Origin of the sequence: Sorangium sp. So ce363 (assembly GCF_051520435.1) — a bacterium.
Lineage (GTDB): Bacteria > Myxococcota_A > Polyangia > Polyangiales > Polyangiaceae > Sorangium > Sorangium cellulosum_B.
Window position 1 is genome coordinate 12,257,539 of record NZ_CP150333.1, and the last position, 14,494, is coordinate 12,272,032.

The 14,494-nt window shown below is 73.4% G+C and carries 13 protein-coding genes; 6 read left to right on the top strand and 7 right to left on the bottom strand.

Going from position 1 to position 14,494, the window contains the following annotated elements; all coding sequences use genetic code 11:
* Positions 1-10 precede the first annotated feature (10 nt).
* Positions 11-1,387: a hypothetical protein gene (locus WMF12_RS46075; RefSeq protein ID WP_437855276.1), complete on the bottom strand. Its 1,377-nt coding sequence runs from the start codon at positions 1,385-1,387 to the stop codon at positions 11-13.
* 183 nt (positions 1,388-1,570) lie between these two features.
* On the opposite strand from WMF12_RS46075, the gene WMF12_RS46080 reads away from it, so the two are divergent.
* Positions 1,571-2,002 carry a glutathione S-transferase C-terminal domain-containing protein gene (locus tag WMF12_RS46080; protein ID WP_437855277.1) on the top strand — a complete coding sequence of 144 codons (432 nt, stop codon included), beginning with the start codon at positions 1,571-1,573 and terminating at the stop codon, positions 2,000-2,002.
* A 143-nt stretch (positions 2,003-2,145) separates the two neighbouring features.
* Here the strand turns inward: WMF12_RS46080 and WMF12_RS46085 are convergent, their stop codons facing one another.
* Together WMF12_RS46085 and WMF12_RS46090 are read right to left on the bottom strand one after the other, a co-directional pair.
* Entirely contained in the window at positions 2,146-4,065 is a 1,920-nt protein-coding gene (locus WMF12_RS46085; protein ID WP_437855280.1) for an ATP-binding protein, read from the bottom strand.
* 193 nt (positions 4,066-4,258) lie between these two features.
* Complete coding sequence (locus WMF12_RS46090) at positions 4,259-5,071, bottom strand: glycerophosphodiester phosphodiesterase family protein (protein WP_437855282.1); 813 nt, start codon at positions 5,069-5,071, stop codon at positions 4,259-4,261.
* 100 nt (positions 5,072-5,171) lie between these two features.
* Between WMF12_RS46090 and WMF12_RS46095 the strand changes: the two genes are divergently transcribed.
* Entirely contained in the window at positions 5,172-5,768 is a 597-nt protein-coding gene (locus tag WMF12_RS46095; RefSeq protein ID WP_437855285.1) for a Crp/Fnr family transcriptional regulator, read from the top strand.
* 21 nt (positions 5,769-5,789) lie between these two features.
* Here WMF12_RS46095 and WMF12_RS46100 read toward each other — a convergent pair whose 3' ends face one another.
* The 3 genes from WMF12_RS46100 to WMF12_RS46110 all read right to left on the bottom strand — a co-directional run bounded on the left by WMF12_RS46100 (position 5,790) and on the right by WMF12_RS46110 (position 8,392).
* The gene (locus tag WMF12_RS46100) at positions 5,790-6,104 is read right to left on the bottom strand and encodes a DUF3817 domain-containing protein (RefSeq protein WP_437855287.1); all 315 of its coding nucleotides are present in this window, start codon (positions 6,102-6,104) and stop codon (positions 5,790-5,792) included.
* Positions 6,105-6,427: 323 nt separating this feature from the next.
* Entirely contained in the window at positions 6,428-7,144 is a 717-nt protein-coding gene (locus tag WMF12_RS46105; RefSeq protein WP_437855288.1) for a DJ-1/PfpI family protein, read from the bottom strand.
* A 288-nt stretch (positions 7,145-7,432) separates the two neighbouring features.
* On the bottom strand, positions 7,433-8,392 hold the full coding sequence (locus tag WMF12_RS46110; RefSeq protein ID WP_437855291.1) for a GlxA family transcriptional regulator: 960 nt from the start codon (positions 8,390-8,392) through the stop codon (positions 7,433-7,435).
* A gap of 149 nt (positions 8,393-8,541) precedes the next feature.
* Between WMF12_RS46110 and WMF12_RS46115 the strand changes: the two genes are divergently transcribed.
* From WMF12_RS46115 to WMF12_RS46130, 4 genes are read left to right on the top strand one after another with little or no spacing between them, the layout of a single operon-like run.
* Positions 8,542-9,261: an ABC transporter ATP-binding protein gene (locus tag WMF12_RS46115; protein WP_437855293.1), complete on the top strand. Its 720-nt coding sequence runs from the start codon at positions 8,542-8,544 to the stop codon at positions 9,259-9,261.
* Positions 9,258-10,517 carry an ABC transporter permease gene (locus tag WMF12_RS46120; RefSeq protein ID WP_437855296.1) on the top strand — a complete coding sequence of 420 codons (1,260 nt, stop codon included), beginning with the start codon at positions 9,258-9,260 and terminating at the stop codon, positions 10,515-10,517. Before WMF12_RS46115 ends, WMF12_RS46120 begins: the two co-directional genes overlap by 4 nt.
* Positions 10,511-11,710: an FtsX-like permease family protein gene (locus tag WMF12_RS46125; RefSeq protein ID WP_437855299.1), complete on the top strand. Its 1,200-nt coding sequence runs from the start codon at positions 10,511-10,513 to the stop codon at positions 11,708-11,710. The genes WMF12_RS46120 and WMF12_RS46125 overlap by 7 nt, the downstream gene beginning before the upstream one ends.
* Positions 11,707-13,065: a sensor histidine kinase gene (locus WMF12_RS46130; RefSeq protein WP_437855301.1), complete on the top strand. Its 1,359-nt coding sequence runs from the start codon at positions 11,707-11,709 to the stop codon at positions 13,063-13,065. Before WMF12_RS46125 ends, WMF12_RS46130 begins: the two co-directional genes overlap by 4 nt.
* On the opposite strand, the gene WMF12_RS46135 is transcribed toward WMF12_RS46130, so the two are convergent.
* Positions 13,058-14,485: a sigma-54-dependent transcriptional regulator gene (locus WMF12_RS46135; protein WP_437855303.1), complete on the bottom strand. Its 1,428-nt coding sequence runs from the start codon at positions 14,483-14,485 to the stop codon at positions 13,058-13,060. The genes WMF12_RS46130 and WMF12_RS46135 overlap by 8 nt on opposite strands.
* Positions 14,486-14,494: the final 9 nt, after the last annotated feature.

A 14,494-nucleotide genomic window follows, 5' to 3' on the forward strand; every position in this document is an offset into this window, starting at 1 on the left:
CGGCGTCTCCTCAGAGGTTCGGGTGGACGACAGGCAGGAACGCCACGCACATCTCGTCGAGCGTCGACTCGCCGAGGACGATGTCCTGCGGCGCGGGCAGGCGCTCCTCGATGAGCTGCGCCGCGAGCGCCGGGTTCTCCGTTGTGTTGTCGTACGTGCAGCGCAGCTCGATCGTGTCGCCCGACCGCAGCGTGGGCAGCTCGTCGATCGGCGCGTCGTAGCTGTAGAGCCGCTGCCAGTTGTAGTCCCACGCCGGCGTCTGGACGAGGCACGCGCGGTCGGCCTCGTCGCCCCGCGGCTCGGCGCGGATCTGGTCGACCTTGAGGTCGACGCCGGCCCGGTGCATGTGGACGCCGGCGCCGTAGATCGAGATCTCGGGGATCGGGAAGTCGATGACGTACCGCATCCGCTCCACGTGCCCCCGGGCGCCGGCGGGGATCCGGAACTCGACGCTCCCGCGATCGCCCGGCCCGGGCAGGAGCCCGGTGCCGTCCCGGAACGGCGCCTCCGCGTTGCCGAGCGCGAGGTTCGAGAGCGCGCGGCTCGGCTTCTCGTCCGCGAGGCGGAGCGCGACCCGGGTCGCGTCGGGCGAGGGCGCCTCGCCCGGCTTCGGGTGGTAGTGGACCTGCATCACGAGCAGCGCGTTCGCTGGCACCGAGATGCCGATGTCCGGCGGCAGCTCGAACGCCTGCGTGCCGGGCGCCCAGGCGCCGAGCAGCGACGTCTCGGAGAGGCGCGCGTCGCCGAAGCACTCGTAGCTGCCGCTCTCGCCGCCGAGCGCCTCGCCCTCGCGGTTCGCGTCGATGAAGAGCAGCGCGTGGTGCACCACGGCGCGGTTGCCCGGCAGCACGTCGTAGCCCTGGACCCACGCCTGCTCCGTGAGCCCCGGATCGAGGACGAAGCAGCGGAAGCTGTCGGAGCCCTCCGCCGCGGCGAAGGGGGCCTTGGGCGAGAGCTCGAGGTCCGTGCGCGACAGGCCCGCCGCGACGGGGGTGGTGGGGGCCGGGGCGTCCGCGGGATCACCCTCGGGGGCGCCGGCGTCGCTCCAGGCGCGGAGCAGGGCGATCTCGTCGAGGGAGAGGTGCAGGTCCCCCCGGAACGGGCGAGGGGGCGCGCACTCGTCGGTCGGCAGGGCGCCCCACGGCGGCATCCGCCGCGCCTCGGTCTCGTCGGCGATGACCGGCGCGAGCGCCTTCGCGCTCTCGTACGAGGCCAGGCTCACCGGCGCGGTGCCGCCCTGCGCGTGGCAGCCGAGGCAGCTCTTCTGGAGCAGCGGCTCGATGTCCCTGTGGAATGTCGGGGTGCTCGCGCCCGGCGCTGCCTCGGCAGAACAACCGAGGAGGAGCGCCGTGGCGGAGGGCAAAACGAAGTGGATGAGAAGACGCATGCGAGGCGCCCAAGCAGCGGGCGTGCCCGAGAGGATTGGCCGCAATCGGCGGGCGGCGCGCGAGGGCGCGTGTCCGCGTCCGGACAGGTGTCCGCGGGGGAGGCGGACAGGTGTCGTGCGCCCGAGGTCCGGCGCCGGTTTCTTGCGGGGGAGGCGCGCGCTCGAGGCCATGTGATCCGGCGCATGCTCGAAGAGGCGTTCTACTGGATGGTGGTGTTCGTCCGCTGGAGCGAGCCCGAGGGGTGGGCCGCCTACCGCCCCATCTTCCTTCCGCTCATGCCGCGGGTCGTCGGCGGCGTGATCGTCGAGCTCCTGCGCAAAAGGATGACCGGCATGCTCCGCGCGCAGGGCACGGGGCGCCACAGCCGCGAGGAGATCTATGCCCAGGGCAAGGCGGACCTCGGCGCCATCGCCACCCTGCTCGGCGACCAGCCCTTCATGCTCGGGACCGAGCCGAGCTCGGTGGACGCGACCGTGTACGCCCTCCTCGCCAGCGTGCTCCGCTTCCCCGTCGATTCCCCGCTGAAGCGCCACGCCGAGGCCCAGCCCAACCTCGTTGCCTACTGTGAGCGCATGCGGCAACGCTACTATGCCGACTGGAACCCTCCCGCCTGACCTCCGAGGAATCCCTGCATTTGCAGCCCTTTTCAGCGGGGACAATTCACAGGAAGCGGGGAGACGAGGAGGGAAATCTTCAAAATACTCCCCGTCTCCCCGCCTCCCTGTGAAATTCTCCCCGCTTCTGCGCCTGGTTCGTATCAGGCGCCTTTGCGCGCGAGCCGATGGACCGCCGCCACGAGCTCGCCCGGCTGGACCGGCTTGGCGAGGTGGAGCTGGAACCCGGCGTCCCGGGCCTGAACGATGTCCTCGCGCCGGGCGAAGGCGGTGAGCGCCAGCGCCGGCACGGAGCCACCGAGGTCCGGAGCGCGGGCTCGGAGCTCGCGAAGGAGGGCGTAGCCGTCCTGCTCCGGCATGGCGATGTCGCTGACGAGCACGTCGGGCCGAGCGTGACTCATCATCTCCAGCGCGGCCGAGGCCGAGCCCGTCTCGTCCGCCTGGGCGCCTGCCTCGCGCAGCACCATGGTGACGAGCTCCCGCGCGTCCGGCTCGTCGTCGACGACGAGCACGCGTAGCCCGTCGAGCCGGGGGATCGTCCCGGCCGAGGGATGCTCGATCTCGGACGAGACCTCGGAGCTCTCGCTCTGCGCCAGGGCCACGGCCCGCACCGGCAAGCGCACGCTGAAGGACGCCCCTTTCCCCTCGCCGTCGCTCCGCGCGCGGACGGTGCCGCCATGGAGCTCGACGAGGTATTTGACGATCGCCAGCCCGAGACCGAGTCCGCCGTGCTGCCGTGTGGTGGCCGCCTCCGCCTGGCGGAACCGCTCGAACACGTGCGGAAGAAAGGTGGGCGAAATGCCTTTCCCGCTATCCGTCACCGTCACCTCGACGCCGCCCGGATGGAGCGCCGTCTGGAGTCCGACCTGCCCGCCGCCCGGCGTGAACTTCACGGCGTTGACCAGCAGATTCGTGACCACCTGCTGGAGGCGATCGGGATCGCAGACGATCTCCCCAACACCGGGATCGAGCCTGACGTCGAGGCCGATGGCCTTCGCGTCAGCGGCCGGCCGGATGGCGTCGACCGCGGTGCGGACGAGCTCGTTCACGCTCGCGTTCCTGGCGTAGAGGCGGATCTTCCCGGTCACGATGCGCGAGCTCTCGAGGATCTCCTCGATGAGCCTGGCCTGCGCCTCGGCGTTGCGTTCGATGACCTCCATCGCCTTGGGCGCGAGCTCCGGCCGCGAACGCTGCATGCGCGCCCACCCGAGGATCGCGGTCAGGGGCGTGCGGAGCTCGTGCGAGACGATCGCGAGGAACTCGTCCTTCAGCCGGCTGGTCTCCTCGGCCTGCGCCAGGACCTCGGCCCGCTGCTGCTCGAGGCGCTTCTGATCGTCGACGTCGGTGCAGGTGCCAAACCAGCGGAGGATGCGCCCTGCGTCGTCACGCATCGGCAGCGCGCGGCCCAGGAACCAGCGGTATGCGCCGTCGGCGCGCCGGAAGCGGTACTCGATCTGGTAGTCTTCCCCCGTCTCGAGGGAGAGTTTCCACCGCTCCCAGGCGCGCTGCTGATCGTCCGGGTGCAGCTGGTCGTTCCAGCCGGCGCCGCGCGTGGCGTCGGGCGTCTCGCCGGTGTAGTCGTACCAGCGGCGGTTGTAGAAATCGTGATAACCGTCGGGCCGCGTCGACCAGACGAGCTGCGGCATCATGTCGAGGATGCGGCGAAGGCTGCGCTCGACCTCCGGGATGTCGTGGGTCTCCGAGGTCAGCGCTGGAGCGGCCGGCACCGGGGCGGCGCGCTCCTCGACGAACAGGATCCCGACGAACGCCACGGCGCCTGAAGCGTCGCGGATCGGGAAATAGTGCCCGGTGAACGGCGCGCCGCTGATCGAGCCGAGCGGCACGGCGCGCGAGACGCCGTCGAGCGCCGCGCGAAGCGCCGAGGAGTGCCCGCCCCGCAGCGCGGACGCGATCTCGCGGCGATCGTCGGCGCTCGGGCCGAACCTCGCTTGATACGCCGGGTTCTCGTGGGTCGCGACCCCAGCCGGGCTCAGCACGAGGACGGGGAGGGGGAGACCTCCGATGAAGTCCTCGAGCCACAGCTGCTCTTGCTGCTGCTTCATCCGCGACGACACCCTATAGCGCACCGGCGCGATAGGCGCCGTCGGCGCGTCGCGACCTCGAGGCGGGCGAGCGGCTTCGAAAGCAGGCAAGCGTGCCGGGGCGATTCGAATGCAACCGCCTCGCAAGTTCAGCCAGTCCTGGCCTGTCCAGACTCATGCGGTCTCGGGGGAGCCTCGACACGGCACGTCGCGGTCAGCGCGGGCGATCCGCGAGAGCGGCGTGCGCCGCGGCGAACGCCGCGGGGCGCGGCGTGAAGACGCCGTCCACCCCGAGGTCGCGCAGGCGCGCCAGGTCCTCCACGCGCTCCACGACCCAGACCCACACCCGTTCTCCGCGCGCGTGCGCCTGCCGCAGCCCACGCCGACTCAGCACCTGGAGCGCGCCGTGGCGCTCCGGGATCATCAAGACGCCGCCGGTGCGCGGCGCGAGCGCGTCGAGCCGCGCGCGCTCCAGGAGGACGCGCAGCAGCACCTCGCGCGACGTGCCGGCGAACAGCCAGCCCGGCCGCGCGCTCCGGATCGCGGCCACCACGCGCGGCGCCTCGCTCGCGATCACCACGCGTGACGCCGCGTCGTGGCGCGCGACCAGCGCCGCCACGTCCGCCGCGATCTGCGGGTGCGTCGCGTGGACGTCGAGCACGAACGGGTGCCGCGGGAAGCTGGCGAGCGCGTCGTCGACCGTGGGGATGCGCACGCCGCGCCCGCGCTGCGGGTGCCGCCCGCCCGCCTCGAACGCGAAGCCCGCGTCGAGCCGGGCGAGCTCCGGATATGGCAGCTCGGCGACGCGCCCGCGCGCGCCCGTCGTGCGCCAGGTGTCCTCGTCGTGGTGCGCGACGAGCACGCCGTCGGCCGTCCGCTGAACGTCGAGCTCGATCACGACGTCGCTCGCGAGCGACGCGGCGTGCTGGAACGCCTCGAGGGTGTTCTCGGGCTGCTCGGCGGCGCCGCCGCGGTACGCGATGATCCTGAATCCCTCCGAGAGCAGCGGGTGGCGGCGGCTCGACATGCGCGCACCGTAATGCCCGCCGCCCGCGGCGCGCATTCACTTCGGATAAGATCGCGCCGGCGCTTGTCGGGCTGGCCTCGCGCTGATACGCCCGTCGCCCGTGGAGGGCTCCTTCGCAGCGGTCCGCGAGCTCCTGGCTGGCTACGCGCGCGTCCCCGAGGAGGAGATCCGCTATTTTCTGGGCCTGACGCGGCGCGTGCGCCTCGATCGCGGCGAGCTCATGACCCGCGCCGGGGAGCGCCCGCGCGACTTCGGCCTGGTGCTGAGCGGCCTGGTTCGAAAGTTCTACGTCACCCCGCGGGGACGCGACGTGACGCGCGGCTTCGCCATGGAGGGCGAGCTCGTTGGCGCGTATGCCGCCTTGCTCGGCCGGTGCGCGTCGCAGCTCAGCGTGCAAGCGCTCGAGGACTCGCGCGTGCTCGTCGTCGAATTCGAGGCCTTCGAGCGCCTCTACGACCGGCACCCGAGCTGGAACACGCTGGGGCGGCGGGTCGCCGAGGCCCTCTTCGTCGAGCGCGAGCAGCGCGCCGCGGAGCTGCTCACGCTCAGCGCCGAGCAGCGCTACGAGGCGCTGCTCGCGCGCAGTCCCGCGCTCGTCGAGCGCGTCCCGCAGTACCAGATCGCGTCGTACCTGGGCATCACGCCCGTGTCCTTGAGCCGCATCCGCGCGCGGCGCGCGCAGCGCCGGCGCGCGTGACGTGGACGCGACGCGCCAGCGTCAGCCATCGACGGCCGCCTGCGTGTCGCCCTCGATCTCGCGCTTCAGGGCGCGATCCAGCACGAACGTCCCGAAGGGGACGAGCGACGCGACGAGCGCCGCGAGGGAGCGGCGATGCGGCCAGTCGCGCTCGCTGGCCACGCGAATCAGCGCGCCGACGAACAGCAGGAAGAGGAGCCCGTGGGCGCTGCCGACGATCCGCACGGCGATCGGCAGCTCAAAGAGGTACTTGAGCGGCATCGCGACGCCGAGGAGGACCAGGAAGGACAGCCCTTCCAGGAAGCCGACGAGGCGCAGGGCGCGGAGCGCGCTCATCGTTCGACACCAGACCAGGTGGGGGGAAAGACCATCATCAGCAGCACCACGAAGAGAGGGGTAAAGGTCGTTACGAACGCGCCGACCGTCCTTCGGCCGCGCGCGACGCCGTGGACGAGGGCGAGCTGCGAAGCCAGCGACGGGGTGATCGCCGCTCTGTCATGGGGAGTTGTCGCAGCGCGGTCAAGAGGTATCCCGCGATCCACGTGACGACCAGCCCCGGGAGGCCGCGGCGTGGATGGCGCGCTCACGATCGACGAGGGATGCGGCGACGAACGCTGGCATGATCCTGCGGGCCATCGCGGCTGCGCGTCCGGCGCGCCTCAGCTCGCTCTGTTGCTCCTCTCGGCGGCGATCTTCCGCATCCGCTGATCGTACGGGTCGAGGACGCTCAATATGCGCTGCGTCAGCTCGGGTCCCGCAGCTTCGGGCACCCCGGCGTTGAACGGCGGGGCGGGGTCGTATTCCAGCATGAGCTGCGTCAGCTTCGCGGCATCGTCTCCGCGCAGCAGCGCCAGCAGCGTCAGCCCGAAATCGATGCCTGCGGTCACCCCGCCGCCCGAGATCCGGTTGCGATCGACCACGACGCGCGCCCGGACACACTCCACGCCGAACGCCTCCAGGATGTGGCGCGTGGACCAGTGTGTCGTGGCCTTGTATCCTTGCAGCAAACCTGCCGCGGCCAGGATGAGCGACCCTGTGCACACGGAGGTCACGTACCTGGAGCGGGCGCCCCGATCCCTCAAGAACCGAAGGATCTCCTGATCCACCATGGCGTCGGGGGTGCCCATGCCGCCCGGGACGAACAGGATGTCCAGGTCGTCCGGACAGTCGCTGAAGGTCGCCGTCGGCTGGATAGGAACCCCCGAGTCAGACATGACCAGGTCGCGCGTCTTCCAGAGCAGATACGTCGTCGCGTGAGCGGTCAGCACGCTTTGAGGGCCGATCAGATCCAGCGCCGTGAGGCCCGGGTAGAGCACCATGCCGACCCGGAGCGGCGGCTGAGGATCTGGCAGCTTGATGTCATAGGTGTCCGTCATCGTTCGTCCCTGAACCCTTTCGTTTCGTTTCGTTTCGTTTCGTCATCTGCCGATGATCGCCTCGATGGCGGGGCTTCGTCTCGACGCGGCCCCGCGCCTGGCGCTCCCGAGCGCGGCTGAGCGCGCTTCGCAGGCCTGACTTTGAGCGGCGTCGGCCGCGGCGGAAAGGACATCGTCCCCTGCTTTCAGGACACGCGGGCGCAGGGCCCCGCGCGCCTCGTCGCGCGCGACCGCGCGCGAAGGATCCGGCGAGCGACGACGGCGCTCGGCCGAGCGCCCTGCGTCCGCTCACGCTCGACCGAAGCGCCTCCGGTAGTCCTCCGGCGTGACCTGCAGGGTGCGCTGGAACGCGCGCCGCATCCGCTCGTCCGTGCCGAAGCCGCAGTCGCGCGCGAGCTGCTTCATCGAGGCTCGGCCTCCCTCGAGGCAGGAGCGCGCCTGCTCCAGCCTGGCCGACTCGACGAACTTCGCGGGGGTCATCCGCATGGCCCGGGTGAACGTCCGCGCGAAGTTGCGCGGGCTCATCCCGGCCCTCTCCGCCAGCGCCTCGACGCGCAGGTCGGCGTCGAGGTGCCGGAGCACCCAGTCGATCACGCCCTGCAGCGGGCCCGCGGCGACCGTCTGCGCGAGGAGCGGGCGGCTGAACTGGGACTGTCCACCCGGGCGCTTGAGGAACACCACGAGCCCCCGCGCCACCTGGAGCGCCATGTCGTATCCGAGATCTTCCTCCACCATCGAGAGCGCGAGGTCGATGCCCGCTGTCATGCCCGCCGACGTGTAGATCTTCCCGGACCTCACGAAGATGGCGTCGGGGTCGACCTCGACGCCGGGAAACTCGCGCGCGAGCGCTGCCGCGGAATGCCAGTGGGTGGCCGCCCGGCACCCCGCGAGCAGCCCCGCGGCGGCGAGGAGGAAGGCGCCGGTGCAGACGGCGCCCATGCGCCGCACCTCGGGCGTCGTCGCGCGCAGCCAGGCGAGCAGCCGGGCATCCCGCGTCGCTTCACGGGTCTCGCCCCCGGCGACAAGCACCGTATCGATGCCGGGCGCCAGATCCGCGAGCGCCTTGTGGGCGACGATCTGCACCCCCGACAGCGTCCGGATCACGCCGCCGTTCGCGGCCGCGATCTCGACCGCATAGGCGGGGGGAGCGCCGGGCACCTTCGCTCTCGCGATGTCCGAGGCCAGGGCGAATACGTCGGTGGGCCCCACCACGTCGATGGCGCTCGCGCCGTCGTAGGCCACGGCCACGACCCTGCGCGTCGGTCCATGGCGATGCGCGCGCGGCGCGGCAGAGGGAGCGGATTTCGATGCAGACAGCCGCTTCACGCGACGACGGTAGCTGGCTGGCCGGTGGCCGTGAAGATAAAGTACCTGCATTTCCTGCCAAAGAGACCGACATGATATGGATGACGAACGTCACCAAGGTCTACCGGCGCGGCCTGTTCGAGACCCACGCGCTCGCCGGGTTCACGCTGCACGTCGCGCGCGGCGAGTTCCTCGCCGTGATGGGCCCCTCCGGCTCCGGAAAGACGACGTTCCTCAATGTCGCCGGGTTGCTCGATCCCTTCGACGAGGGCGAGTACCTGCTCGACGGGGAGCCGATGCAGGGCCTCTCGGATGCCCCTGCGAGCGCGATCCGGAACCGGAAGATCGGCTTCGTGTTCCAGAGCTTTCAGCTCATCGCCGACCTCGACGTGCTCGACAACGTGGACGTGCCGCTGCGGGTCCGCGGCATGGGCGCGCGCGCAAGGCGCGAGCGCGCCCTGCGCGCGCTCGAGGGCGTCGGCCTGAGCGCGCGGCTCCACCACCGGCCCAGCGAGCTCTCGGGCGGCCAGCAGCAGCGCGTCGCGATCGCGCGCGCGCTGGTCGGCGAGCCCTCGCTCCTCCTGGCCGACGAGCCTACCGGCAACCTCGACTCCCGCTCGGCGCGGCAGATCCTCGATCTGCTCGAGCGCATCCACGCCGGCGGCACGACGATCGTCATGACCACGCACGACCCCGAGCTGGCGGCGCGGGCGCGCCGCAGGGTCCACGTGCTCGACGGCAAGCTCATCGATCCCTGGGCCACCGCGCCGCCGGCGCCGCCCTCGGAAGCTCCGCCGGAGGGCCTCCCGTGACGGCCGGCGACGCGCTCCGGATGGCCCTCAGGAGCCTCGGCCGGCAGCCTGGGCACACCGCCATCATGCTGCTGGCGTTCACGCTCGGCCTCGCGGCATGGACCGCCGCGCGCGCGGTCCTCCACGAGCGCGCGTCCGATCCGTTCGCGTCGGCGCGCGGGCTCTACTTCGTCTCCCTCCCGCGGGAGGGCGGCGCCGTCACCGATCCCAGGGCGATCGATCCCCCGAGCTACCGCGATCGCGTCCTCCTCGAGAGCCCCCACCCTTCGCGCGCGTCGGATCTCTTCGCCGCCGTGGCCGCCGGGAGCCCGGACGAGGGCCCGCTCGTCCCTGTCCAGGTGATTTTTTGCACCAGCGATCTCTTCGGGATGGTGGGCGCAACGGTCCGGCGCGGCGCGATCTGGCCGGCGGCGGAGGGCGTCGGCCAGGAGCGCCCCGTCGTGCTCTCCGACGCGGCGGAGCGCGCGCTGTTCTCCGGAGCGAGCGGGATCGGGCGCACGCTGCGGCTCTTCGGCGAGCCGTTCCGGGTGGTCGGCGTCGTCGCGCTCCCGGCCGCCCCGCGCACGCGCGCCCCGCGCACGGCCGTGGTCTTCGCGCCGAGCGCCGCCGGCCTCGCGCTCGGCGTCCGGCCGGCGCTGGTCCGCGAGGTCGAGGACCCGGGCGGCAGCTTCGACGCGCTCGCCGCCACCGACAACGGCTGGCTGGATCTCGTGGTCGAGCTGCGCGACGAGCCCAGCCGGGCCGCGTTCCAGGCCGAGCTCGACGCCTACGCCCGCGGCGAGCGCGCGCGCGGCCGGCGCGTCCTCGGGGCCGAGCTCGTGCCGCGCGAGCGCCTGCACGCGCTCCGCGCGGACGACCCCGGCACGACCCTGTTCGTCCTGCTCGCCGACGTCCTCCTCGGCGCCTGCACGCTCAGCGTCGCGCGGCTGCTCGAGGGGAAGCTCCGCGCGAAGCGCGCCGAGATCGCCGTCTACCGCGCGTTCGGCGCGAGCGCCCGCGGCGTCTTCCTTGGGCTCCTGACCGAGGTGGCGCTCGTGGCCGCGAGCGCCGCCGCGCTCGCCGTCGGCGTTGCCGCGGCGGCGCTCGAGATCGTCAACCGCGTCATCCACCTCCGGCCGGTCGACTACCACCTCGAGGCGCGCTCCGCCGGCGCGGCGCTCGTGGCCGCGATGACCGCCGGCCTCCTCGCCGGCGCGTACCCGGCCCTGCGCGCGGCGAGGATCCCTCCGGCCGAAGGGCTCCGGCGATCGTGCTAGGCCCCCTCGTCAGGGCGCTCTCTCGCCGGAAGACGCCCGCGCTCCTCATGGTGCTCGAGACCGCCTTCGGCTTCGCCGTGGCCGTGCACGCCTCGGGGCTCGCCGTCCACTATGCCCGCGGCGCGTCCGCGCCGCGCGGCATCGAGACGCGGTCGCTGCTCCTCGCCGCGACCGAGCGCGACGGCCCGAGCTTCGCGTCCCTCGACGAGCGCGCGGCCGCGGTCCGCCGCGACGCCGCGGCCCTCGCGCGCGTCGCCGGCGTCCTCGCCGCCGCCGAGGCGGCCGCGGCGCCGTTCAACCTCACGCACAGGGAGGTCGTCGAGACGACCCTCCCGGGCGGCTCGCGCGCGGTCGCCTGGATGCTCGACGATCGCGGCGGCGTCGCCGAGGTCCTCGGCCTCGCTCCCCTCGCGGGGCGCCTGCTCGCCGCAGGGGACGCCGCGGGCGCGGAGGCGACGCCCGCCGTCGTCACGCAGGCGCTCGCGGCGCGCCTCTTCCCGGACGGCCGTGCGGTCGGGCAGATCGTGCGCCGGAGCGCCCGGCAGAGGCCCCTCGTCGTCGTCGGCGTCGTCCCGTCGTTCCGCGTCTCCATGGGCCGCGATCCCGACGACGCCCAGCGCGCCCTCTTCGCGGCCGAGGGGCCCGCCCTCGGCCGCTCGCTGACGTACCTCGTCCGTGTCGCTCCGGGCGCTGACGACCGCGCCGGCGCGCGCGTGCGCGAGGCCCTCGAGCGCGCCGATCCGCGCCGCGCCGTGCTCGTGCGCCGGCTCGACGAGGGCGTCGACCTCGACGCTGGCACGAGCCGCGGCGCGGGCGGCCTGGCCCTCGCGCTCCTCGGGGCGATCTTCGTCGTCGTGTTCCTGGGGCGCATCGGGATGGCCTCGCTGCTCGTGGCCGAGCGCCGCCAGGCCCTCGGCATCCGCCGCGCCCTGGGCGCGACCCGCGCCGACGTCGCGCGCCTCGTGCTCGCGGAGAACGCGCTGCTCACGACGGCCGGCCTCGCCGCCGGCGCCGTCGCCCTCGCCGGGCTCCGGGCCGCGGCGCGCGCCGCCGCCCCCGAGCTCGACGTGCCCCTCGAGCCGCCGACGGCCCTCCTGGTCGCCGTGGCCTTCTGGCTCGCGGGCATGGCCGCGGCGCTCGTGCCCGCGCTCCGAGCGAGCGCGGTCTCCCCCGCGGAGGCGTCGCGCTCATGACCTCCTTCCACGCGTGGCCCCGCGCGCCTCTCCGCGTGCCCCTCCAGGTCCGCCTCGCCGCCGTGGTCGCCCTGACCGCCGCCGCCGCCTGCGCCGGGAGCCTGGCCGCGGCGCAGGCGCAGGCGTCCCTGCCGGTGTCCGCCCTTGCGGGGCTCGGGCTCGCCCTGGTCGCCGGCGCGCTCGCCTCCCGCGCGCTGCTCGGGCGCGCGGTCGGCCTGCTCCGCGCGGTGACCGATGGCCTCTCGAGCTTCGCCGAGTCCGACTACACGCAGCGCGTCCGGCACGACCGCCGGGACGAGCTCGGGGATCTCGTCGAGCGCCACAACCGCCTCGGCGACGCCCTGCGGGCGCAGCGCGACGACCTCTACCAGAAGGAGCTCCTGCTCGAGACGGCGCTCGACGCCACGCCCGTCGCGATGGTGCTCCACGACGAGGCGGGCCGGATCGTGTACGGCAACGGCGCCGCGCGCGCCCTCTTCGCCGCGGGCGAGCGCGTCGGCCAGAGGACGCTCTCCGCGCTGCTCGCGGGGGAGCCCGAGGAGCTCCGCGCCGCGATGGTCGCCGGGCGAGACGCCCTCGTGTCCGTCGAGCGCCGGGGCGAGATCGAGACGCTGTACGTCGCCCGCCGCGCGTTCCGCCTGAACACCCAGGCGCACGTCCTCGTCTCGGTCCGGTCGCTCACGCGCGAGATCTCGCGCCGGGAGGCGGAGCTCCACAGGAACGCGATCCGGTTGATCAGCCACGAGCTCAACAACTCCCTCGCGCCGATCTCCTCGCTCCTCCACTCGGGCCGCCTCCTGCTCGATCGCCCGGAGCAGCGGGAGCGCCTCGGCGTGGTCTTCGACACCATCGAGGAGCGGAGCGCGCACCTCGCCCGCTTCCTCGCCGCGTACGCCGAGCTCGCGCGCCTCCCGCCGCCCGCCCCCGAGCGGGTCCCGTGGCGCCCCTTCCTCGAGCGGCTGCGCGGGCTCGCGCCCTTCACGCTGGGCGACGCGCCGGACGAGCCAGGCTTCTTCGATCCAGCGCAGATCCAGCAGCTCCTCCTGAACCTGCTCAAGAACGCGGTCGAGGCCGGGAGCCCGCCCGACCAGATCGAGGTCTCGGTGCGGCGCCTCTCGACGGGCGAGCTCGCGCTCACGGTGGCCGACCGCGGCCACGGGCTGCCGGACGACGCCCCGGGCAAGGCGCTCCTGCCCTTCTACTCGACGAAGCAGCAGGGCCGCGGGCTCGGCCTCGCGCTCTGCCGCGAGATCGCGACCGCGCACGGCGGCGCGCTCGCGCTGCGGCGCCGCGAGGGGGGCGGGGCCGAGGCGGAGTGCCGCTTGCCGCCGCCGCCGGACGAGCGCGCTACTTGAGCTTCCGCTCGATCTGGATCCCGAGCCGGTCCATGCGCCGGTAGAGCCCCTGCCGGCTCAGGCCGAGCGACGCCGCGGCCTTGGCGACGACGCCCCGCGCCTCGACGAGCGCGCGCTCGATCTCGAGGCGCTCGGAGGAGGTCGCGGAAGGCGCGGACGACGCGGCGTGCGCCGCGGGCGCGGCGCCGGTCGCGATGGGCGCCGGCGGCACGCGCGCGACCGCGTCGAGCCCCAGGTCGTGCGGCTCGATCGTCTCGCCCTTGCGCACCAGCGCCGCGCGCGTGAGCCGGTTCTCGAGCTCGCGGACGTTGCCCGGCCAGTCGTGCTCGGCGAGCGCGTGGCGCGCGCGCGGGCCGAGCGTCACCCGCTCGCCGCCCGCCGCGCGCGCGGCGAGGCGATCGAGCAGGTGGCTCGCGATCGGCACGATGTCCTCGGGGCGATCGCGCAGCGCGGGGATCGTCAACTCGATGACGTTGAGCCTGAAGTACAGGTCTTCGCGGAAGGATCCCTCGGCGATCGCCCGCGGGAGATCGCGGTTGGTCGCGCTCAGCACGCGCACGTCGGCCTTGCGGGTGACGCTGCTCCCGAGCCGCTGGTACTCGCCGGTCTGGAGGACGCGCAGCAGCTTCTTCTGGCCGTTCAGCGACAACGTGCCGATCTCGTCGAGGAAGAGGGTGCCGCCGTCGGCCTCCTCGAAGCGGCCGGCGCGGAGGCGGGTCGCGCCGGTGAACGCGCCTGGCTCCGCGCCGAACAGCTCCGCCTCGACGAGCTCGTCGGGGAGGGCCCCGGCGTTCACCTTGACGAACGGCCGGCCCCGCCGCCGCGAGTTGGCCTGGACGATGGCGGCGAGGAGCTCCTTCCCGGTGCCGTTCGGCCCGGTGATGAGGACGGGCACGTCGGCGGGCGCGACCTTGACGGCGAGGCTCACGACCTCGTGCATCGCGTCGCTCGCGTACACGAGCCCGGCCAGGTCGTGGCGCTCGGCGAGCCGGTGCCGCGCGCGCCCGCGCTGGGCCAGGAGGCGCGCGTTCTCCTGCTCGAGCGCCCGCAGCCGCGCGAGGTTGCCCACGATGGCGACGAGCTTCTGGTCGTCCCACGGCTTGGGCACGTAGTCGCTCGCCCCGGCCTTGATCAGCTCGACCGCGCCCGCGATCGACGTGAACGCGGTCATGGCCACGACGGGCAGCTCGGGGTCGACGGCCTTGATCCGGCGGAGCAGCTCCATCCCCTCTTCGCCCGAGGTGGCGCTCTGCCGGAAGTTCATGTCCTGGACCACGGCGCCGAGCTCGTCGCCGAGCACCGCCGCCATCGCCTCGTCGGGCGTGGCGGCGACGCGGACCTCGTGCCCGTGCAGCTCGAACAGCGTCGTCAGCGCGACGCAGACGGCGGGCTGATCGTCGATGACGAGGATCTTCGGCACCCGGCGAGA

Excerpts from the sequence above, each read along its gene's own strand:
- WMF12_RS46075 (WP_437855276.1), bottom strand. The coding sequence starts at position 1,387 with ATGCGTCTTCTCATCCACTTCGTTTTGCCCTCCGCCACGGCGCTCCTC.
- WMF12_RS46080 (WP_437855277.1), top strand. The coding sequence starts at position 1,571 with ATGCTCGAAGAGGCGTTCTACTGGATGGTGGTGTTCGTCCGCTGGAGC.
- WMF12_RS46085 (WP_437855280.1), bottom strand. The coding sequence starts at position 4,065 with ATGAAGCAGCAGCAAGAGCAGCTGTGGCTCGAGGACTTCATCGGAGGT.
- WMF12_RS46090 (WP_437855282.1), bottom strand. The coding sequence starts at position 5,071 with ATGTCGAGCCGCCGCCACCCGCTGCTCTCGGAGGGATTCAGGATCATC.
- WMF12_RS46100 (WP_437855287.1), bottom strand. The coding sequence starts at position 6,104 with ATGAGCGCGCTCCGCGCCCTGCGCCTCGTCGGCTTCCTGGAAGGGCTG.
- WMF12_RS46105 (WP_437855288.1), bottom strand. The coding sequence starts at position 7,144 with ATGACGGACACCTATGACATCAAGCTGCCAGATCCTCAGCCGCCGCTC.
- WMF12_RS46115 (WP_437855293.1), top strand. The coding sequence starts at position 8,542 with ATGATATGGATGACGAACGTCACCAAGGTCTACCGGCGCGGCCTGTTC.
- WMF12_RS46130 (WP_437855301.1), top strand. The coding sequence starts at position 11,707 with ATGACCTCCTTCCACGCGTGGCCCCGCGCGCCTCTCCGCGTGCCCCTC.